18 protein-coding genes and 1 pseudogene are annotated in these 21,473 nt (G+C 69.2%); 9 read left to right on the top strand and 10 right to left on the bottom strand.

Translation table 11 applies throughout. The annotated features are described in order from the left end of the window. From PLC66_RS19430 to PLC66_RS19420, 3 genes and pseudogenes are all read left to right on the top strand, one after another. Positions 1-101: pseudogene (locus PLC66_RS19430) on the top strand (ureidoglycolate lyase); the annotation flags it as partial. A 47-nt stretch (positions 102-148) separates the two neighbouring features. Beyond that, positions 149-913: a class II aldolase/adducin family protein gene (locus PLC66_RS19425; RefSeq protein ID WP_324543580.1), complete on the top strand. Its 765-nt coding sequence runs from the start codon at positions 149-151 to the stop codon at positions 911-913. A gap of 38 nt (positions 914-951) precedes the next feature. After that, complete coding sequence (locus PLC66_RS19420; protein WP_324543578.1) at positions 952-1,140, top strand: 4-oxalocrotonate tautomerase; 189 nt, start codon at positions 952-954, stop codon at positions 1,138-1,140. 145 nt (positions 1,141-1,285) lie between these two features. Here PLC66_RS19420 and ccoG read toward each other — a convergent pair whose 3' ends face one another. The 5 genes from ccoG to PLC66_RS19395 form a co-directional block, all read right to left on the bottom strand. Continuing rightward, positions 1,286-2,683 (bottom strand): cytochrome c oxidase accessory protein CcoG, encoded by a 1,398-nt coding sequence (gene ccoG, locus PLC66_RS19415; RefSeq protein WP_324543576.1) that lies wholly within the window; start codon positions 2,681-2,683, stop codon positions 1,286-1,288. A 92-nt stretch (positions 2,684-2,775) separates the two neighbouring features. After that, on the bottom strand, positions 2,776-4,212 hold the full coding sequence (locus tag PLC66_RS19410; protein WP_324543574.1) for an aminotransferase-like domain-containing protein: 1,437 nt from the start codon (positions 4,210-4,212) through the stop codon (positions 2,776-2,778). Between the two features lie 100 nt (positions 4,213-4,312). Then, the gene (locus tag PLC66_RS19405; protein ID WP_324543572.1) at positions 4,313-5,005 is read right to left on the bottom strand and encodes an HAD family hydrolase; all 693 of its coding nucleotides are present in this window, start codon (positions 5,003-5,005) and stop codon (positions 4,313-4,315) included. Between the two features lie 38 nt (positions 5,006-5,043). Then, a complete protein-coding gene (locus PLC66_RS19400) occupies positions 5,044-5,805 on the bottom strand; it encodes an ABC transporter permease (protein ID WP_324543570.1) in 762 nt (253 codons plus the stop codon). Beyond that, positions 5,802-6,785, bottom strand: coding sequence for an ABC transporter ATP-binding protein (locus PLC66_RS19395; protein WP_324543568.1), 984 nt, complete (start codon positions 6,783-6,785; stop codon positions 5,802-5,804). The genes PLC66_RS19400 and PLC66_RS19395 overlap by 4 nt, the downstream gene beginning before the upstream one ends. A 390-nt stretch (positions 6,786-7,175) precedes the next feature. Here PLC66_RS19395 and PLC66_RS19390 point away from each other — a divergent pair, with 390 nt between their 5' ends. Next, on the top strand, positions 7,176-8,855 hold the full coding sequence (locus PLC66_RS19390) for a diguanylate cyclase domain-containing protein (RefSeq protein ID WP_324543566.1): 1,680 nt from the start codon (positions 7,176-7,178) through the stop codon (positions 8,853-8,855). 48 nt (positions 8,856-8,903) lie between these two features. On the opposite strand, the gene leuE is transcribed toward PLC66_RS19390, so the two are convergent. The 4 genes from leuE to PLC66_RS19370 form a co-directional block, all read right to left on the bottom strand. After that, entirely contained in the window at positions 8,904-9,575 is a 672-nt protein-coding gene (gene leuE / locus PLC66_RS19385; protein ID WP_324543564.1) for a leucine efflux protein LeuE, read from the bottom strand. A gap of 88 nt (positions 9,576-9,663) precedes the next feature. Then, positions 9,664-10,572 (bottom strand): toll/interleukin-1 receptor domain-containing protein, encoded by a 909-nt coding sequence (locus PLC66_RS19380; protein WP_324543562.1) that lies wholly within the window; start codon positions 10,570-10,572, stop codon positions 9,664-9,666. 68 nt (positions 10,573-10,640) lie between these two features. Beyond that, on the bottom strand, positions 10,641-11,993 hold the full coding sequence (locus PLC66_RS19375) for an NCS2 family permease (protein ID WP_324543560.1): 1,353 nt from the start codon (positions 11,991-11,993) through the stop codon (positions 10,641-10,643). A gap of 242 nt (positions 11,994-12,235) precedes the next feature. Then, a complete protein-coding gene (locus PLC66_RS19370; protein WP_324543558.1) occupies positions 12,236-13,000 on the bottom strand; it encodes a GntR family transcriptional regulator in 765 nt (254 codons plus the stop codon). Between the two features lie 385 nt (positions 13,001-13,385). Between PLC66_RS19370 and xdhA the strand changes: the two genes are divergently transcribed. From xdhA to guaD, 4 genes are all read left to right on the top strand, one after another. After that, positions 13,386-14,885 carry a xanthine dehydrogenase small subunit gene (gene xdhA, locus PLC66_RS19365; protein WP_324543556.1) on the top strand — a complete coding sequence of 500 codons (1,500 nt, stop codon included), beginning with the start codon at positions 13,386-13,388 and terminating at the stop codon, positions 14,883-14,885. 10 nt (positions 14,886-14,895) lie between these two features. Then, complete coding sequence (xdhB, locus tag PLC66_RS19360) at positions 14,896-17,247, top strand: xanthine dehydrogenase molybdopterin binding subunit (RefSeq protein WP_324543554.1); 2,352 nt, start codon at positions 14,896-14,898, stop codon at positions 17,245-17,247. After that, a complete protein-coding gene (gene xdhC / locus PLC66_RS19355) occupies positions 17,244-18,296 on the top strand; it encodes a xanthine dehydrogenase accessory protein XdhC (protein WP_324543552.1) in 1,053 nt (350 codons plus the stop codon). Before xdhB ends, xdhC begins: the two co-directional genes overlap by 4 nt. 87 nt (positions 18,297-18,383) lie before the next feature. Continuing rightward, a complete protein-coding gene (gene guaD, locus PLC66_RS19350; RefSeq protein WP_324543550.1) occupies positions 18,384-19,712 on the top strand; it encodes a guanine deaminase in 1,329 nt (442 codons plus the stop codon). Positions 19,713-19,739: 27 nt separating this feature from the next. On the opposite strand, the gene PLC66_RS19345 is transcribed toward guaD, so the two are convergent. After that, a complete protein-coding gene (locus tag PLC66_RS19345; protein ID WP_324543548.1) occupies positions 19,740-20,891 on the bottom strand; it encodes a response regulator in 1,152 nt (383 codons plus the stop codon). A gap of 278 nt (positions 20,892-21,169) precedes the next feature. Here PLC66_RS19345 and PLC66_RS19340 point away from each other — a divergent pair. Next, positions 21,170-21,473: hypothetical protein (locus PLC66_RS19340; RefSeq protein WP_324543546.1), on the top strand; the 304-nt coding region annotated here is incomplete at its 3' end.

Raw genomic sequence — 21,473 nt, 5'->3', positions numbered from 1 at the left:
CCGTGTGCGACTTCATCGTCATCGATCGCAGCGGGCCGGGGCACAACTGCGACGAAGTGCAGCTCACCACGCAGGGACTCATCCCGGCCCTGCGCGGCTGAGCCTGAGCGGCGGTACGATGTCGCCTTGATTCACGAGGCTTGCTGCCATGCTGCCCTTCGACCCCTACGCCGCCCGCCCCGACACCGTCAGCGCCGAAGAGTGGCGCGCCCGCGTCGATCTCGCCGCCTGCTACCGCCTGGCCGCACACCGGGGCTGGACGGACCTGATCTACACCCACATCTCGCTGCGCCTGCCCGGCCGTGACGATGCCTTCCTGATCAACGCCTTCGGCCAGACCTTCGACGAGATCAGCGCCTCCAGCCTGCTGACGATCGACCTCGACGGTCGCGTCATCGACGACAGCGACCGCAGCGCCAACCCGAGCGGCTTCGCCATCCACGGCGCCGTGCATCGCGCCCGTGCCGACGCCCACTGCGTGATCCACCTGCACACCGACGCCGGCATCGCCGTCTCCGCACTCGAGCACGGCCTGCTACCCCTGTCGCAGCACGCGATGCGCTTCTGGCGCGACATCGCCTACCACGACTACCAGGGCCTCGCCTTTGGCGCCGACGAGCAGGCGCAGTTCGTCGCCGAGCTCGGTACGCATCGGGCGATGATCCTGCGCAACCACGGCACGCTCACCTGCGGCCGCACGGTGGCCGAAGCCTTCGTGCTGATGGACACGCTCGAGAAAGCCTGCCGCACCCAGCTCGCCGCCCTCGCCGCCGGCCCGGTGTCGATGCCACCCGACGCGGTGCTCGCGCGCAGCCACGCCCAGCTCACCGCCGACCCCGAGCCGGAAGGCGCACTCGAATGGTCCGCGCTGCTGCGCGGCCTGATGCGCAGCGAGCCCGACTTCGCGCGCTGAGCGTCGTTCTCTTTTCCACCCACAGGAGCCCCGCGACCATGCCCACCTTTCGCATCGAACTCTTCGAAGGCCGCAGCCAGGAGAAAAAGCGCGAGCTCGTCGAAGCCCTGACCAAGGAAACCTGCCGCGTCCTCGAATGCGACCCGGGCTCGGTCGACATCATCCTGATCGACGTCAAGCGCGAGCACTGGGCGACCGGCGGCGTGCTGTGGTCGGAGCGAAGCTGAGCCACTGCGCTCGACAGAGCGCCACCTGCGGGCCACGCGATCACGTCCACGACAGTGGCGCTGCATCTGGTCGCGGAACTGGCGGACACGGTCATCGACCAGGCGCTGATCGGTTTCGTTGTAGCGATACACGTTGGCTGAGCGTTCAGTGGGTGGGCAGGATGAAGGTGCTCTTCTCGCGCACGGCAAGGCTTGGGTCGTGCAGCGCCACCGTCTCGAATGTGATCGGCTGCACGCCGGACGGCATGTCGTCGAGTGGGGATGACAGGGTGAGCGTGACGGTATGGAGGCGCCCCGGCTCGACCATGAACTCGGTGCCCCCCTCGATCCGCAGCCCTGGCAGGCCGCTCACACCGATACGGAACTGGCGGGCTGCCTCCTCCATGTTGATGAGCTTGAGGGTGTAGCTGTTCTCGATCCGCCCCTCGCTGGTCTCCTGCATCAGGGCACCGCGATCCCGGTGCACCTCCAGCCGCAGCAGCACGCGCTCGTTCAGCGTCCATGCACCCAGGACCGTGAACACGAGCAGCAGGCCGACATAGGCCAGGGTCCGCGGCCGCGACCAGACCGCGGCGGCCTTGGGCTGGCCGGCAAGCTCGCGCTCGCTCGTGAAACGGATCAGGCCGCGCGGTGCGCCGATCCGGTCCATGACCTGGTCGCAGCCGTCGATGCACAGGCCGCAGTTGATGCACTGGTATTGCAGGCCATCGCGGATGTCAATGCCGGTCGGACACACCTGCACGCAGATGCCACAGTCGATGCAGTCGCCCTTGCTGGCGGATTGCCGCAGGGCACCACGGGGTTCGCCGCGGCGGGCGTCATAGCTGACGTTGGCCGTATCCGGATCGATCATCACCCCCTGGAGGCGCGAGTACGGGCACATGTGCTGGCACACGGCCTCGCGTGCCAGCCCCGCCTGCACATAGGTGAAGGCCGCGTAGAAGATCAGCCAGAAGCTTTCCCAGGGCCCGGTCTGGAAACTGGCGATCGCCGGCAGCAGTTCCCGGATCGGAGTGAAATAGCCGACGAAGGTGATCGCGGTCCACGCGGCCACCAGCGCCCAGATGCCGTGCTTGACCGACTTGATCAGCAGCTTGCGCGCCGACATCGGGCTCTGGTCGAGGCGCAGGCGCGCAAGGTGGTCGCCTTCGACCTTGCCTTCGATCCACACGAAGATGGACGTATAGACCGTCTGCGGACAGGCAAAGCCGCAGAACAGGCGCCCCGCTATGGCGGTGGTGAAGAACAGCGCGGTGGCGGCCAGGATCAGGATGAAGGCGAGCAGCAGCGCATCCTGCGGCCACAGCACCAGGTCGAAGAGATAGAGCTTCTCGTCGACGATGTCGAACAGGATCGCCTGCCGCGTACCCGCTGCCGTCGTCCATGGCAACCAGCATGCGCCGTAGAACACGATCTGGGTAAGCCAGACCATCGCCCAGCGCAGGCTGTTGAAGCGGCCCTGCACCGCCTTGGCGTGGACCTTTCCCTTCTTGCGATAGAACTCCAGCCTGGCTTCGCGCACCTTGCTGACGGGTGGGTTCATGAATGTACTCCGGCTCTGACGATGGGCTGGAGTACATCACCGTGAGCGAAATAGGAGCAGATTCAGAACGTACGATTTCTGACAGGCACAGATCAGATGCAAGCCATCGGGCTGACCATGGTTGCTTGCCGGATCAATCTGCCGAGAGTCGCCAGCGCGTCCTGCTGCAAAGACGTCGCGGGATGACCGAAGTTGAGTCGTAGATAGTTCGAAAACTCGCGTTTCGCAGAAAAGATCGGCCCCGGCGCCGTGCTGATGCCGTGCGCGAGCGCCTCCTTGTGCAGCCGCAGCGCATCGACTTGGGCGGGCAGCTCGAGCCACAGAAAGTATCCGCCGTCCGGCCGCGCCAGACGGATACCGGCCGGGAAGTGCGCCTCGATGCCGGCCAGGAGTTGCGCTTCCTGGGTGGCAAGCTGCCGGCGCAGTTGGCGCAGGTGGTTGTCGAAACCGCCATGCTTGAGGTAATCGGCCAGCGCGATCTGCATCGGCACGGCCGTGGCCAGGCTGGTCGCGTATTTCTGCCGCTGCACCTTCTTGGCGAAACGCCCTGCCGCGACCCAGCCCACACGGTACCCCGGGGCGAGGCACTTCGAGAACGACGATACGTGCAGCACCAGTCCGTCGGTGTCCATCGCCTTGCTGCACAAGGGCGCCTCGCGGCCGAAGTACAGCTCGGCATAGACGTCGTCCTCGATCAACGGAACCTGGTACTTGCGCAGCAGTTCCAGTAACGCGCGCTTGTTCTCGTCCGATACGCGGCTGCCGGTCGGGTTGGCGTAGTTGAGCATGAACAGGCAGGCCTTGACCGGATGATGGCGCAGCGCGTCGGCCAGCGCATCCAGGCTCACGCCCTCGCGCGGGTGGCTCGGGATCTCGATCACTTTGAGCCCAAGGCGCTCGCTCGCCTGCAGCCCCGCGTAGAAGGTGGGTGACTCGATGGCGACCAGGTCGCCGGGCTGGGTCAGGGCCTGCAGGCAGAGGTTGAGCCCTTCCATCGCCCCTGAGGTGACGACGATTTCCTGCGGCGACACCGAGGCGCCATGCGCCAGGTAACGCAATGCGAGCTGTCGGCGCAGTTCCTCGTTGCCCGGTGGCAGGTCAGTCACCGTGGCCAGCGGGTCCAGGTGACGCGCGGCTGCGGCGAGGAAACGGCCGAGCTTGTCGAGTGGATACAGGCGCGCGTCCGGAAAGCTCGACCCCAAGGGGACAATCGCAGGATCGCGCACGCTGTCGAGGATCTGGAAGATGAAGTCGCTGACCTCGAGCGCCGTGGAGCCGCCCACCGGATGGCTCATCTCCGGCTCGGGGAGTTTGCTCCCGAGCCGGGCACGCACGAAGTAGCCCGACCTGGGCCGCGCCTCGATCAGGCCCCGGCTCTCGAGCAGGTGGTAGGCCTGCGTGACCGTGATCGGGCTGAGGCCGTGGGTCTTGCAGGCCTGGCGAACGGACAGCAGTTTGTCGCCCGCGCGCAACACGCCGTCCGCGATCAGCTGTGCGGTCCTGTCGGCATAATCCTGGTAGAGGCTCATGGGGGACAATGCTAGCAACCCCGGGCGAGCTCGGCATTACGTTTGAATGGCGAACCCGCCATGGCCGTGTCCCACGACACCCCGCAGCTTGAGCGGTGGCCTAGGTCAATGCCCGAACCAGCTCGGTCAGGTCGGCCGCTTCCACATGTGGCCGCTCCGGGTGCGCCCACGGCGACCGCTCGCGATTGATCCAGGCCGCCTGCATGCCGGCTGCGCGTGCGCCCAGCACGTCGAGCAGGGCGTCGTCGCCGACGTGCAGCACTTCCTCCGGCGGGACGCCCGCTGCCTCGGCCGCGACGTGGAAGATGCGGGCGTGGGGCTTGGGCACCCCCACCTGCAGCGCAGCGACGCTGGCGACGAAGAAGGCGCCCAGCCCGACCCGCGCGATTTCGGCATTGCCGTTGGTCAGGCTCACCAGCGGAAAACGCGCGGCCAGGGCTTCGAGCGCGGGCAGCGCGTCGGGGAAGAAGCTCACCTCGTGGCGTGCCTCGAAGAAGACCTCGAAGGCGGGCTCTGCGAGCTGCGGGTCCTCGCCTGCGCTCGCCAGCGCGATGCGGATCGACTCGCGACGCAGGGTGGTGAGGTCGTGGACGAGCTCGGGCCGCTGCTGGCCAAGGGCGTCGCGAACTTCGCGCAGTGCCCGCGGGCTCGCATAGCGCTGCGCCGTCAGCGGTGCATTGAGCGCCAGCCAGTCGTGGAGCCTCTGTTCGGCGCGCTCGATGGTCGGCCAGACCGGCCACAGCGTGTCGTCGAGGTCCAGTGAGATCGCCTTGATTCGGTTCAGGTTCAGCATGGTGGCCATGGTAACCGAGTGGCGCGCGGCGCGCCCGCTCACGGCTTCAGGCGATACCCCGTCCTCAGCATCCAGGTCGCGATCGCGACGAACACCGCCAGGAACAGCAGCGTCATCGCCAGGCTCACCCCCACCGCCACGTCGGCGCTGCCGTAGAAGCTCCAGCGAAAGCCGCTCACCAGGTACACCACCGGGTTGAACAGCGACACCGTGCGCCACACCGCCGGCAGCATGTCGATCGAGTAGAAGCTGCCGCCGAGGAAGGTCAGCGGAGTGATGATCAGGAGCGGCACCAACTGCAGCTTCTCGAAATTGTCCGCCCAGATGCCGAGGATGAAGCCGAGCAGGCTGAAGCTGACCGCGGTGAGCAGCAGGAAGCCGATCATCCACAGCGGGTGCTCGATGCGCAGCGGCACGAAGAAGGCGGCGGTGGCGAGGATGATCACGCTCAGGATCACCGCCTTGGTCGCGGCCGCGCCGACGTAGCTGAGCACGATCTCGAAGTGCGAGATGGGGGCCGACAGCAGCTCGTAGATCGTGCGCGAGAACTTCGGGAAGAAGATGCCGAAGGAGGCGTTCGACACGCTCTGGGTAAGCAGGTTGAGCATGATCAGGCCGGGCACGATGAAGGCGCCGTAGCTCACGCCCTCGACCTCGGGGATGCGCGTGCCGATCGCCGAGCCGAAGACGACGAAGTACAGCGTGGTCGTGATTACCGGCGCCAGCACGCTCTGCAGCAGCGTGCGCTTGGTGCGCGCCATCTCGAAGATGTAGATCGCGCGGACTGCATGCCAGTTCATCGTGCGCCCTCCCCTGCGGCCGTGGCGATGTGGCTCTCGTCCGCCGGGGCGGCCTGTTCGCGCTCGCTCACCAGGCTGACGAAGATCTCCTCCAGCGAGCGCTGGGTGGTGTGCAGGTCGGCAAAGGCGATGCCGGCGGCGGCAAGGTCCTGCAGCAGGTCGGCGATCGCATTGTCTTCGGTCTGGGCCTCGTAGCGATACACAAGCGTGCTGCCGCCCTTGCCCAGCGTCAGGCCGTAGCGCACCAGTGCGGGCGGGACCTCGGCGATCGGTGCCGCCAGTTGCAGCGTGAGCTGCTTGCCGCCGAGCTTGTTCATCAGCGCGTCCTTGTCCTCGACCAGGATCAGCCGACCCTTGGCGATCACGCCGATGCGGTCGGCCATCTCCTCGGCCTCCTCGATGTAGTGCGTGGTCAGGATCACGGTCACGCCGCTGTCGCGCAGCCGGCGCACGAGCTGCCACATGTCGCGGCGCAGCTCGACGTCCACGCCCGCCGTGGGTTCGTCGAGGAACAGGATGCGCGGCTCGTGCGACAGCGCCTTGGCGATCAGCACCCGGCGCTTCATGCCGCCGGAGAGCGTCATCAGCTTGGCGTCCTTCTTGTTCCACAGCGACAGATCCTTCAACAACTGCTCGAGCCAGGCCGGGTTGGGCGGCTTGCCGAACAGGCCGCGGGAAAAGCTCACCGTGTTCCACACCGTCTCGAAGGCATCGGTGGTGAGCTCCTGCGGCACCAGGCCGATCAGCGCGCGTGCCGCGCGGTAGTCGCCGATGATGTCGTGGCCGGCCACGCTCACCGTGCCGGCGCTCGGGTTGACCAGGCCGCACACGACGCTGATGAGGGTCGTCTTGCCCGCACCGTTGGGGCCGAGCAGGGCGAAGATCTCGCCGCGGCGGATGTCGAGATCGACGCCCTGCAGCGCCGCGAAGCCCGAAGCGTAGGTCTTTGACAGACCGGATATGGAGATGATCGATTGCATGCGGGGAAGATAGCAGATCGCCGCGCGCCGGCTCGGTCTCGAGAAGGCCCGCACAGCCGGTGACATTCGCTCGCACGACACAAAGCGCCCGCAGAGGCGCTGACGGCGCGGAAACGGGGCCCCGCGTGCTCTAGAATGAGCAGCGTCACCTTGCCATCCACCCTCGGCATCCGCGCCACCCTGCTACCGAAGCCCTCGCAAGGCGCGTCCTCGCCTGCGAGGGATGAACCGGAACCGACTCCCCATGCTCCGTCGCTGTCGTTCCCGTCGCTCTGACGGCCGCGTATCCGGCTGCCTGCCAGCGCTCGAGCCGGCCGCAGACACCAGGCGCGGCATGCTGCTGGGGGCCGGCCTGGTTTCCGCGGGCTCGCCGCTGCGGGTGCTGGCGCCATGAAGTTCGGCATCGCGGCCAAGCTCGCGGTGGTGCTGGCGCTGGTCGGCATGCTTGCCGCCGGCATCTCCGGCTTCTATGCCTACAGCGCAAGCAAGGGGCTGCTGGTGCAGTCGGCAAAGGCCGAGTTGCTGACCTCCACGCGCGTGCTTGCGCGCCGCATCACGGTGGTGCGACAGGAGATCTCCCGCACCCTGCGCGCGCTTGCCCGCCACCCCGCCGCACTCGCCGTCCTCGACAACAGCAGCCCTGCCCGCGCGGCCGAGCTCGCCACCCAGTTCGCCTTGCTGCAGGAGGCCAACCCGGCCTATTTCCAGATCCGCCTGATCGCGGCCGACGGGCCGGGACTCGAGCGCGTGCGCGTCGACCGCAACGGCAGCGCCGTGCTGCACATCAGCGGCGATCACCTGCAGAAGACGGGCCACCACCCCTATGTCGTCGAGACGCTGCGCCTGCGTGCGGGCGAGGTTTACATGTCGCGCGTCGCCCTCAACCATGAGCGCGGTGCGGATGCCGCGCTCCACCAGCCCAGTGTGCAGTTCGCCACCCCCGTGGTCGACGCGAGCGGCCGCACCCGTGGCGTGATCGTGATCAACGCCGACCTCAACGGCGTGTTCGGCCTGCTCGCCGCCGACCTGCCCCCCGATTTCCAGCTCTTCCTGACCAATGGCAGCGGGGACTACCTGGTCCACCCCGATGCGTCGCGCACCTTCGGCTTCGACAGGGGTCGCCGCATTCGCGTGCAGGACGAGTTCCCCGCCACGCAGAAACTGGTCGATGGGCGGGTAGAGGATCTGGTCATCGAGGCGCGGAGCCCGACCGATGAAAAGGTCGCGGTAGTGGCCGGCTTCATCGCCGCCTATGCCCAGGTCCACACCGAGGACAACCGCTTCGTGCTTGGCCTCGCCCAGCCGCTGGACTCCATCCTGGCGCGCGCCGCACCGCTTGGCGGCGTGGTGCTGCAGATCGTGCTCGGCCTGAGCGTCGCCGGCATCCTCATCGCCAGCATACTCGCACGGGCGATCACGCGACCGATCAACGCCCTGAGCAACGCGGTCGAGTGCTTTTCCGATGATGGTCGCGGCCCCGCGCTGCCGGTCCGGCGCAAGGACGAGATCGGCGCGCTGGCGCGGCGCTTCGCCGAGTTGCGCACCCAGGTCGCCCAGCAGATGGGCGAACTCGAGCACCTCGCGCAACACGACCCCCTCACCGACCTGCCCAATCGCGCCCTGTTCGACGATCGCATGCGCGTGGCACTGGCGGCCGCGCGCCGCGACGATAGCCGGCTGGTGCTGCTCTTCATCGACCTCGACGATTTCAAGCCGATCAACGACCGCCTCGGCCACGCCGCCGGCGACCGCGTGCTCAAGGGCGTGGCCGCGCGCATCCGCCAGAACATCCGCGAATCGGACACCGCCGCCCGCATCGGCGGCGACGAATTCGTCATCCTGCTGCGCAGCATCCAGTCGGCCGACGACGCGGCACGCGTGGTGCAGAAGATCGACGAGGCCATCGGCCAGCCCTTCGAGCTCGACGGCCATCGCCTCCGCGTCTCGGCCAGCATCGGCGTGGCCGTCTTTCCCGAGGACGGCCTCGACGCCGCAGCCCTGTCGCGCCACGCCGACGCGGCCATGTACCGCGCCAAGCATGGCGCCAGGGCGGCAGACCGCAGCGCCTAGCAAGGATCGGCCACGCGCCCCCGGCTGCCAAGCCGGAGGCGCCAGCGCTCAGCCCAGCGTCGCTGTCGCCAGCTTGGCGCCAAAGCCGATGAACACCCCGCCCACCCCCGCGGTGGCGCCTGCGGCCACGCGGCGATGGCGGCGGAACTGCGCCGCGAGGCGCGCGCCGGCGAAGATCAGCACCGACAGGTAGAGCACGCTGCAGATCTGCACGATGATGCCCAGGATCACGAAGGACAGCGCCGGGTGCGCGTAGGCCGGATCGACGAACTGGATGAAGAAGGAGACGAAGAACAGGATCGCCTTCGGGTTCATCAGGCTGATCAGCAGCGCGGTGCGGAAGGGGTGCGGCGTGCTGCGCACCGGCGGATAGTCCGGCTTGCCGTCGCCGACCGCCTCGGCGCTCTCGTCCCCGCGCCGCCAGGTGGCGAGCGCGCCGCGCAGCAGGCTGAGCCCCACCCAGGCCAGGTAGGCGGCCCCGGCATACTTGATCACCATGAACAGCTCGGGCGTGGCGCGCAGCACCGAGGCCATGCCCATCACCGCAAGCAGCATCAGGATGGTGTCGCCGACGAAGATCCCGGCCGCGCCCTGGTAGCCGGCACGCGTGCCCCAGCGCGAAGCCGCCGCCATCACGTAGAGCGAGTTGGGCCCCGGTAGCAGCACGATGAAGACGGTGCCGAGGATGAAGGTGGTGAGGTCGGTGATGCCGTAGAACATCGCGCGGTTTCCTTGCGGGCTGACGAGCGGGACGGGGCCGTGATTGTGCGCCGCCCGGCAGCGCATTTCCAGCGCCCGGGCGCGGCGTTCAGCGCCGCTGCGCAACGAATTCGAGCGGGGGGTCCACGCTGTGGCTGCGGTGAATTTCCAGCCGGATGTGTAGCGCATCCCCGTCGGGCTGCACCTCGTAGCGCTGCACCATCTCGCTTGGCGGCTCATTGCCCGACTGCGATGCACTGCGCGTCAGGAAATGCAGGCGGCCGTCCCGCCACTCCACGGCCTCGAGTGAGCGCGGGGTGCCGAGAAAGCTCGCCCTGCCCTCGACGCCGCCGCCGCGCAACTCGAATTCGTACTCTTCCTGCAGCGTCAGCTCCCACGGATAGCTCACCTCGGCGGTCCATGTCCCGGCGATGGCCTCCGGGCCGGGCGCGGGGTCGCCCTCGAACCACCAGGCGCCAAGCCCGAGCGCGACACCGAGCCCGACCACCGCGGCCAGGGCGCGCCTGCGCCGCGGCGTCGTCGGCGCGGGCCTCGCAGGGGGTGTCAGCCACTGCGCGAGCACCGCCTCGAGCCGCGCCAGGTCGGCCGACCAGGTCGCGTCGCCCAAGGCCAGCGCGTGGCGGTTGGCCAGGCTGCGCAGCGAGGGCGGCAGCGACGCGGCGGCCGGCATCGGCGCCCCGCCGACCAGGATCGGCACCACCGGCTTGCCCGAACTCAGCGCCTGCTCGATCTCGCGGCGCACGAAATCGCCCGCCAGATCGAGGCGGCGTTGCCCGTCCTGCGCGGCATCGAGCCAGCCCGGCCCGATCACCACCAGCACGGCCTCGACCCGGCGCAGCTTGCGCTCGATCACGGCCTCGAAATCCTCGCCGGGCGTGATGTCGTCGACGTCCCGAAAGACGCTGCCCACGCCCAGGCGCTGCTCGAGCGCGTCGGTGAGCCGGCCGGCGAAGCCGGCGCTGTCCTCGCGACGGTAGGAGACGAACAGGCTGGGCATGGCAGGCGGTGCGCGGTGGCGTGGAGCTTCATTCAAGCACGCGCCGCCGCCGCCCGCCAGCCGGCCGGCTACAGGAACACGAACTTGGCGAGAAAGAGCACGAACAGCGCATACAGCGCCGGCGAGATGGCGCGCAGCTGGCCGGTGCAGAACTTCAGCACGACGTAGGCGACGAAGCCGAGCGCGATGCCGTTGGCGATCGAGAAGGTGAGCGGCATCATCACCGCGGTGACGATCGCCGGGATGGTGTCCGTGTAGTCCTCCCAATCGATGTGGGCGAGCCCGGTGGTCATCAGCATGGCGACGTAGATCAGCGCGCCGGCGGTAGCGTAGCCCGGAATCATGCCGGCCAGCGGGGCGAAGAACATCGCCCCCAGGAACAGCACGCCGACGGTGATCGCGGTGAGCCCGGTGCGCCCGCCCGCCTCGACGCCCGAACAGCTCTCGACGTAGCTCGTCACCGGCGGGCAGCCGACGCAGGCACCGATCACGCTCGCGCTGCTGTCGGCCTTGAGCGCCTGCGGCAGGTTCTCGATGCGGCCGTCGGCCTTGCTCAGCCCGGCGCGGTGCGCCACCCCCATCAGCGTGCCGGCGGTGTCGAACATGTTCACGAACAGGAAGGCGAGGATGACGCTGATCATCGCGACGTCGAAGGCGCCGGCCACATCCATCGCCAGCAGCGTCGGCGCGAGGCTTGGCGGCATCGACACCAGCCCCCCGTACTCGACGATGCCCGCCGCCCAGCCGATGAAGGTGACCGCCAGGATGCTGATCAGGATCGCGCCGAACACGCGGTAATGGCTGAGCACGCCGATCATCAGGAAGCACAGGCCGGCGAGCGCCGCGGGCAGCTCGAGCATCGACCCCATGGTCACCAGGGTGGCTTCGCTGGGCACCACGATGCCGGCGATCTTGAGCCCGATGAGGCCGAGGAACAGTCCAACCCCGGCCCCCATCGCGAAGCGCAGGCTGTGCGGGATGCTGTCGAGCAGCCACTGGCGCAGCCGGGTGAAGCTCATCACCATGAACAGCACGCCGGACAGGAACACCGCGCCCAGCGCCACTTCCCAGCTGTAGCCCATCTCGCCCACCACGGTGTAGGTGAAGAAGGCATTGAGCCCCATGCCGGGCGCCAGCCCGACCGGCCAGTTGGCGTAGAAGCCCATCAGCAGGCAGCCGAGCGCGGCGCCAATGCAGGTGGCGACGAAGGCCGCACCCTGGTCCATGCCGGCCGCCGCCATGATTGTCGGATTGACGAAGATGATGTAGGCCATCGTGATGAAGGTGGTGAGGCCGGCGAACACCTCGGTGCGCACATTCGTGCCATGTGCGGCGAGACGGAAGCGGCGCTCCAGCCAGCTGTCTGGCGGGGCTTGCGCGGCGTCGGCCGCGGCGGCCGTGGTGGAAGTCTGGGGGTGCATGAAGGGTCTCCTCTCGGCCGGCTGCGATGCGGCATCGGCTCGGGTTTGGCTATCTGCATCCCGGCTCGGTGGCGAACCCCGCCAGGATGCACTCTCGCACTGCGCGCCCTCTTTTGTTAACAATTTTGGCAACGACAGCGCTTGCAGTTTAGGCAGTCATGGCCGGCGGTGCCCATATGGGTTTCTCAATACCGCGCATCAGACCTTCCACATACCGTGCCGACGCGGTGGCCCGAAGCCCCTCAGCCGCCAGCCTTCGCCACGTCGCCATCGAGTCCGAGCAGGCGGGCGATGCCGGCGTCCGCCCCTCGGCCACCCCGATCCAGCGCAAGCCGACCTTCGAGGTGGCCGACATGCTCGATCATCAGCGCGCGTGCGCGCTCCAGGTCGTGTGCCGCGATCGCGTCGAGGATGTGCTCGTGGTCGCTGAGCATGCAGGTCGGCGGCGACTCGCGGCGATGGGCGAGGACCACCAGCGGCGTGCGCGTGACGATCTCGTCGAGAAAGGCGGCGAGCACGGTGTTGCCCACGCGCTCGGCAAGCTGCAGATGAAAGTCGATCGACAAGCGCAGCGCCTTGCGCAGCTCGCCCGCCTCGTAGGCCTCGCGCTCGCGCCGCACCAGCGCGCGAAGCGGCGCAAGGTCGGAGTCGTCGAAGCGCTCGACCGCCAGTTCGACGATCGCCGTCTCGATGTAGCGGCGCGCGGTGAACAGGTCGCGCCCCTCGGCCGCCGATGGATGGGCAACGAACACGCCGCGATTGGGCGCGTGCGTGACCAGGCGGTAGATCTCCAGCCGGGCCAGCGCCTGGCGCACGACGGCGCGATTGACGCCAAACGCGTCGGCGAGCGCCTGCTCCTTCAACTGCAGCCCGGGCGGCAGACGCTGGTCGAGCACTGCATTGCGCAGCGACTCGAACACGCGCTGGGTCTCCTCGGTCGACGGCGTCCTCGCCGCCTTGCCCGCCGCCATCGCCGCGACGCCGTCCTGTTCTTGCGCTTCGCTCACTTCATGACCTCCGTCCCCGCCCGTCCCGAGCGCTCATGCTTGCCGAGCGGGCCGCAGGATTATAACGAGATCGTGATTCCCCACATCCGCCCGGCGCCCGATCGTCCGCCCGCCAGGCCTGCCGCAATGACCCGCAAACCCCGATGGCGCGGCGCCTGCAGGCCGTTTGCGTCCTTGCCGCCAGGGGCTTAGTACGGGCAAGCGCAGTCGATCCACACCGGCCCTCGATTGTTGACAATCTTGTCATCAACAACCAGGATTCAGTCGCCGCCCCGATCTTGGACAAGCCGGTGCGGCCGGCGTAAAACAGACAGCAAGGCGCCGCGCAACCGTCCCCGCCCGCCGCGGGTCGACTGCACAGTGCGCGCCCCACCAGGAAGAGACGATGAACACAGACGCAATCCGCTTTCTGCTCAACGGCGAACCGGTCGAAGTGACCGGCATCGCGCCCACCACCAGCCTGCTCGCCTGGCTGCGCATCCACCAGGGACTGACCGGCACCAAGGAAGGCTGCGCCGAGGGCGACTGCGGCGCCTGCACCGTGGTCCTCGGCGAACTGGCCGGCAGCGCCGATGCCCTGCGCCTTTACAGTGTCAATGCCTGCATCCAGTTCGTGCCGGCCCTCGACGGCAAGGCGGTGTTCACCGTCGAATACCTGCGCCGCCAGGCCGGCGACGGCTTGCACCCGGTCCAGCAGGCCATGGTGGACTGCCACGGTTCGCAATGCGGCTTCTGTACGCCCGGCTTCGTGATGTCGCTGTGGGACCTGTACAACGCCTGCGTCCCGGACGGCACGCGCCCCGACCCGGCACGCATCCGCAGCCAGCTCACCGGCAACCTGTGCCGCTGCACCGGCTACCGGCCGATCATCGAGGCCGGCGAGCGCATGTTCGAGCACACCGAGCTGCCGCTCGACCGCGAGGCGGTGCGCGCCGGCCTGCTCCGCCTGCGCCGTCGCGAGGCGCTGGACTATGTTCATGAAGGCACCCACTTCCTCGCCCCGCGCACGCTCGCGCAGCTCGTCGAGCTGCGCCGCCAGCGTCCGCAGGCCACCCTGCTCGCCGGCTGCACCGACATCGGGCTGTGGGTCAACAAGCAGTTCCGCGACGTCGGCGACCTGATCTACATCGGCCAGGTCGAGGACTTGCAGCAGGTCGGCGAGGCACACGGCAAGCTGCGCATCGGCGCGGCGGTGTCGCTCAGCGACGCCTTCGCCGCGCTGTGCCTGCCCTACCCCGAACTGGGCGAGCTGTGGGAGCGCTTCGCCTCGCCGCCGGTGCGCAATGCCGGTACGCTCGGCGGCAACGTCGCCAACGGCTCGCCGATCGGCGATTCGATGCCGGCCCTGATCGCGCTCGGCGCCGAGGTCGTGCTGCACGGCCCCCGTGGCCGCCGCAGCCTGCCGCTGGACGCCTTCTACCTCGACTACATGCGCAAGGACCTCGCCGCCGACGAGATCGTCGAGGCGGTCGAGGTGCCGGTGCACGAGTCGGCGCTGCGCTTTCGCAGCTGGAAGGTGTCCAAGCGCTTCGACTCGGACATCTCGGCGGTGTGTGGCGCCTTTGCGCTGCGCCTCGAGGACGGGGTCGTACGCAGCCCACGCATCGCCTTCGGCGGCATGGCCGCCACGCCGCGGCGCGCCCTGCGCACCGAAGCCGCCATCGAGGGCCGGCGCTGGGACGAAGCCGCGCTGTTCGCCGCCCTGCAGGCCCTGGCCGAGGACTACGCGCCGCTCAGCGACCTGCGCGCCAGTGCCGACTATCGCCGCCGCACCGCTGCCGGGCTGTTGCGCCGCTTCTACCTCGAGACCCGTGCGCAGGATCCGCTCGACACGCAGCAGACGCGCGTGTTCGCCGCCTTCGACAGCTTCGCCGCCCAGCCCTGAGGTCGCCCCAATGAAAGCCGAATCCTTCACCCAGGCACGCCAGGCCACCCCGGCCGCCCATCACGGCCACCCGCACGAATCCGCCCGCCTGCACGTCGCCGGCGAGGCCACCTATGTGGACGACATCCGCGAGCTGGCCGGCACGGCCCACGCTGCGCTCGGCCTGTCATCCCAGGCTCATGCGCGCATCCTCGCCATCGAGCTCGACGCGGTGCGCGCCATGCCGGGCGTGATCGCGGTACTCACCGCGGCCGACATCCCCGGCACCAACGACTGCGGACCGATCATCCACGACGATCCCATCCTCGCCGACGGCGTGGTGCACTACGTCGGCCAGCCCCTGTTCGCGGTGGTGGCCGACAGCCACGAGCATGCACGCCGCGCCGCGCGCCGCGCCAAGGTGAGCTACGAGCCGCTGCCGGCGGTGCTCGACCCGCTGCAGGCGAAGGCGCAGAGCAGCTTCGTGCTGCCGCCCATGCAGCTCGTGCGCGGCGAGCCCGCCGCCCGCCTCGCCGCCGCGCCGCGCCGGCTCAAGGGCAGCTGGCAGGTGGGCGGACAGGAGCAGTTCTACCTCGAGGGCCAGATCTCCTATGCGGTGCCGCGCGAGGACGGCTGCATCCACCTGTGGTGCTCGACCCAGCACCCCACCGAGATGCAGCACGTGGTCAGCCATGCGCTGAGCCTGGCGGCCAACCAGGTCGTGGTCGAGATGCGCCGCATGGGCGGCGGCTTCGGCGGCAAGGAGTCGCAGTCGGCCCTGTTCGCCTGCATTGCCGCGCTGGCCGCGGCGCGCCTGCGGCGCCCGGTCAAGCTGCGTCCCGACCGCGACGACGACTTCATGATCACCGGCAAGCGCCACGACTTCCATTACGAGTACGAGGTCGGTTTCGACGACGACGGCCGCATCCTCGCCGCGCGCATCGAGATGGTGGCGCGGGCGGGCTTCTCGGCCGACCTGTCCGGCCCGGTGGCGACGCGCGCGATCTGCCACTTCGACAACGCCTACTACCTGGCCGATGTGGACATCCGCGCCCTGTGCGCGAGGACCAACACCCAGTCGAACACCGCCTTCCGCGGCTTTGGCGGGCCGCAGGGCGCGGTCGCGATCGAGCACATCATCGACAGTGTCGCGCGCGCGCTAGGGCACGATCCGCTGGACGTGCGCAAGCTCAATTTCTACGGCGGCGAAGGCCGCGACCTGACGCCCTACGGCCAGCGCGTCGAGGACAACGTGATCCACGAGCTGGTCGCCGAACTGGAAGCCGACAGCGCCTATCGCGAGCGCCGGCGCGACATCGCCGCCTACAACGCCGCCAGCCCGGTGCTGAAGAAGGGCCTGGCGCTGACGCCGGTGAAGTTCGGCATCTCCTTCAACGTCGCGCATTACAACCAGGCCGGCGCCCTGGTGCATGTGTATACCGACGGCTCGGTGCTGGTGAACCACGGCGGCACCGAGATGGGCCAGGGCCTCAACACCAAGGTCTGCCAGGTGGTGGCGCACACGCTCGGCATCGAGCTGGCGCGGGTGCGGGCCACCGCCGCCGACACCAGCAAGGTCGCCAACACCTCGGCCACCGCCGCCTCGACCGGCGCCGACCTCAACGGCAAGGCGGCCGAGGATGCCGCGCGCCGCATCCGCCAGCGCCTGGCCGAGTTCGTCGCCGGCCGCCATGGCATCGACGCCGATGCGGTGCGCTTTGCCGACGACCACGTGCACGCCGGCGCGGTTGCGGTCCCGTTCGCCGAGCTCGTCGCGCAGGCCTACCAGGCCCGCGTCCAGCTGTGGTCGGAGGGCTTCTACACCACCCCGGGCCTGAGCTGGGACCGCAGCACGCTGAGCGGCCGCCCCTTCTACTACTTCGCCTACGGCGCCGCCGTCGCCGAGGTGCTGGTCGATACCCTTACCGGCGAGTGGCGCCTGCTGCGCGCCGACCTGCTGCACGACGCCGGCAATTCGATCAACCCGGCGATCGACGTCGGCCAGGTCGAGGGCGCCTTCATCCAGGGCATGGGCTGGCTGACGATGGAGGAGCTGTGGTGGAACAAGGATGGGCGCCTTATGACCCACGCCCCGTCGACCTACAAGATCCCTGCCGCGCACGACTGTCCGGCCGAATTCCACACGCGGCTGTTCCGCAACCGCAACCACGAGGACACCATCCTGCGCTCCAAGGCCGTCGGCGAGCCACCGCTCCTGCTCGGCTTCGCGGTGCTGTTCGCGCTGCGCGACGCCGTCGCCGCGGTTGGCGACGGCCGCAGCGCGCCGCCGCTGCGGGCGCCGGCGACGCCCGAAGCCATCCTCGATGCGATCGATGCGGTGCGTGCGGCGTGCGCACCCGCCACGATGGAGGTGCTGTCATGAATCCCTGGGTGGAACAGCTCGCGCGCCTGGTCGACGCCGGTGAGCGCGCCGTGCTGGTGACGGTGGCCGCGGCCCGCGGCTCGACGCCGCGCGCGCCAGGGGCGCGCATGATCGTCAGCGCCGCCGCCTGCCAGGGCACCATCGGCGGCGGCCAGCTCGAGCTGCGCGCGATCGCCCTCGCCCGCCAGCTCCTCGCCGATGAGGCGCGTGCGCCCAGCCTGGTGCGCTTCCCGCTCGGCGCCAGCGTCGGCCAGTGCTGCGGCGGGGTCATGCAGCTGGCCTTCGAGCCGGTCGGCGCGGAGCAGCGCGACTGGCTCGCGGCCGCGCGGTCATACGCCGCCGCCGGCCGCCCCTGGGGCCGCATCGTGCCCCTCGTTGGCGATCGCCCCGTGGTGCGTGTGTTCGGCGACGAGCCCGCGGCGGTGCTCACCGATGCCCGCCAGCTCGAGCGCGCCCGCAGCCTACTCGCCGGTCGCGCCGATGACGCCGCGCTGTTGGCGAGCGAGCCCGCACGCGGCGCCGACGCGCTGCTCGACGTCAGCCTGCCGCCCGAACTGCAGGTGGTGCTGTTCGGCGCCGGCCACGTCGGCCGCGCGCTGGCCGAACTCTTCGGCCGCCTGCCGGTGCAGGTGCGCTGGGTCGATCCGCGCGAGGACGAGTTCCCGGCTGTCGTGGCGCCGAACATCGAGGTCCGCTGCACCGACCTGCCCGAGGCCGAGGTGCGGGCGGCGCCGGCCGACGCGGTGTTCCTGGTGCTGACCCACAGCCATGCGCTCGATTTCGAGCTGGTGCGCGCGATCCTCGAGCGCGGCGACTTCCGCTGCTGCGGCCTCATCGGCTCGCACGCCAAGCGCGCCAGCTTCGAGCAGCGCCTGCGCGCGCGCGGCTACGGCGAGCAGCCCATTGCCCGCCTGCACTGCCCGATCGGCACGCCCGGCCTGGGTGGCAAGGAGCCCGAGGTCATCGCCATCGCCATCGCCGCCGAAGTGCTGCAACTGCGCGGCGCCTCGTTCGCCGCCCGACCTGCTCTGCGCGACTGCGCAGCCTGACGCGCGGACGCCGCCGCCCGACCACGCGAGCGCGGGACAGCACGCCCGCGCTCGCCCTCGAACCCCTTCCCGAGCGATCCTTCCGACATGAGCACCCCCCACCTGCACGCCGTCCGCGGCGAGATCCTGCACTTCGTCGCCGACCCGGCCAGCGCCGGCGAGGCCGCCCTCGAACACTTCGCCGACGGCCTGCTGCTGCTGCGCGACGGCCACGTCGCCGAGCTCGGCCCAGCGCCGGAACTACTCGCCCGCCTGCCTGCCGAGCTGCCGTTGACCGACCACCGCGGCAAGCTGATCCTGCCCGGCTTCGTCGACACCCACATCCACTACGCCCAGACCGACATCATCGCCAGCCACGGCGAGCAGTTGCTGGCCTGGCTGGAGAAGTACACCTTCCCCGCCGAGGCGCGCTTCGCCGACCCGGCGCATGCGCGCCGCGTCGCCGACTTTTTCTGCGACGAGCTCCTGCGCAACGGCACCACCACTGCGCTCGCCTTCGCCACCGTGCATGCCGCCTCGGTCGACGCGCTGTTCGAGGCCGCACTCGAGCGGCGCATGCGCATGATCAGCGGCAAGGTGCTGATGGATCGCCACTGCCCCGACTTCCTGCGCGACACCGCCGCCGGCGGCTACGCCGAATCGAAGGCCCTGATCGAACGCTGGCACGGCCGCGACCGCCTGCAGTACGCGGTCACGCCGCGCTTTGCCGCCACCTCCACGCCCGAGCAGATGAGGCTCGCCGGCCGTCTGTACGCCGAGCATCCGGGGGTCTATCTGCAATCGCATGTGGCCGAGAACCAGGGCGAGGTCGCCTGGGTGGCCGGGCTCTATCCCGAGGCCCGCAGCTACCTCGACGTGTACGACCGCTTCGGCCAGCTCGGCATGCGCTCGGTGTACGCGCACTGCATCTGGCTCGACGACACCGACCGCCGGCGCATGGCCGAGACCGGCGCGGCGATCAGCTTCTGCCCGACCTCCAACCTCTTCCTCGGCTCGGGCCTGTTCGACCTCGGGCGCGCGCGCGAGCTCGGACTGCGCGTGGGCGTGGGCACCGACGTCGGTGCCGGCACCAGCTTCTCGATGCTGCAGACGCTGAACGAGGCCTACAAGGTGCTACAGCTCAAAGGCCAGAAGCTGTCGGCCGCGAGCGCCTTCCATCTCGCCACCCTGGGCGGCGCGCACAGCCTGTACCTGGATGAGCGCGTCGGCAACTTCCTGCCCGGCAAGGAGGCCGATTTCGTCGTCCTCGACCCGGCCGCCACCCCGCTGCTGGCGCGCCGCATGGCCTGCGCCCAGACCCTGGACGAGCGCCTGTTCGTGCTGATGATGCTGGGCGACGACCGCACGGTGGCGGCGACCTACGTGATGGGTGAAGCGGCCTGGGTACGCGAGCTGGCGCCGGCACGAGCGGCGTGACGAGGTCGGCGGCGCGGTCCGGACAGCTCAGCGGCGCAGGAAGGCATTGACCTTGTCGAGCAGCACCGCACGGTCGTACGGCTTGACGACGAAGTCGACCGCCCCGGCGCGGCGGCTCTCGACCACCACGTCCTTCTGGCTGTAGCCGGTGATCATGATCACCGGCGTGTGCCGACCGTAGTCGGTGTCGTGCAGGCGCCGCGTCGTCTCGATGCCGTCCATGTCGGGCAGATTGACGTCCATCAGCACCAGGTCGGGCGGCCGCCGGTGCGCGGCGCGCAGCGCCTCGGTACCCGAGGAACCGAACATCAGCTCCACCTTCGAGTCCGCCAGCAGTTGACCGAGCACCTCGCGCTGCAGCGGGTCGTCGTCGACGATCAGCACCAGCGGGCAGACCCGTTCGGCCGCTGCCTGCAGTTCTCGCACCGCGTCAAGCTGGGGCGCGATGAGGTGATCGAGCGAATCGATCCACACATCGAGCGGCTTCACCGCGGCCTTGAGGGCGGCGAAGCGCGGCCCCAACTCCTGCTTCTCGAAGCGCTCGAACTCGTCCTCGAGGCCGCTGGCGTCGCGCACCTCGACGAAGCCGCCGTGGGCGACGCGATGCGACAGGCCGCTCAGGGCCGCCCCCATCTCCGAGGCCGCCTGCTGCAGGGAGCTGTTGGCCGAGCGCAGGTGGCGCTCGCCCTGCGCGGCGTGCTCGGCCAGCAAGGCCTCCAGTTCAGCGATACGCCGTGCCTGGGCAGCGAGCTCGCGCGCCAGCGGGGCACCGGTGGCCGACTCCGCCATCTGGCGCAGCGCGTGGATCACCGCCATCGGCAGGCGCGGGGTGTCATGCACCATCGGCCAGAACAGGATGTAGTCGTCGAAATGCTGCTTCTTGCACAGCTCGAAGACCTGCTTCAGGTCGTCCTGGTTGCACAGGATCAGGGTGCGGTGCGGCAGCGCGTGCACCACCGTGCTCAATCGGTACAGACCGAGGTAGTAGCGCTCGGCCTTTTCCAGGCTGTCGAACGCGAGCACCAGGACTTCGGGCTTGGAGCGTTCGAAGTCGGCGAGGTGGCGGTCGGCATAGGCCGACACCGTGACGTTGTCGAACTCGATGCTGAGCAGACGCCGCACGAGGTTTCCGTCGGTGGCGTTGTCGGTCGCAATCAGAATCCGGGCTTTGGGGTCCATCATTGCTCCTGTCGTGCTGGACTTCTGCAGGCGGCCCCCTGCCGGCGCGTGGAGCAGTCGCGGTCGCCGTCAGCCGTGCCCGGATGATAGCCGAGGGCGGGCGGAAATCGCCGCAGGCAGGCGAAAAGTGATTGTCGCTTGCGTCCACGACCCCGCTCTGCCTATAAATTCGTCATGCTGTGACAAAATGCCGCACCGGCCATTCCGCGACACGTTACAGTAGCCCGCATTTATTCCTTATGCATAACAACGCGGCACTCTGCGCCTGAGGCGAACCGATGACGAGCTCCGCGCAACGGCCAGGCCGATCCGAAACCAGCGCCCTGGTCGCCCGCCTGAGAGGCGAGCAGCGTCGGCTGGCCAAAGGCGAATCGGACGCAGACAAGCGCGATGACGAACTGCGGGACCTGCTGGCGTTCACGATCAACCACCTCGAACGGCTCGACGATGGCAGGCGACAGCTCACGCACGAGCGCGAGGCAATCCTCGATGCGCTGCCTGCCCACATCGCCCTGATCGCGCCGGACGGCACGATCATCACCGTCAACGAGGCCTGGCGACAGTTTGCGCGCGACAACGCCC

Origin of the sequence: Thauera sp., from assembly GCF_035444905.1 — a bacterium.
Classification (GTDB): Bacteria; Pseudomonadota; Gammaproteobacteria; order Burkholderiales; family Rhodocyclaceae; genus Thauera.
This window is presented reverse-complemented; position numbering and strand designations above follow the sequence as displayed.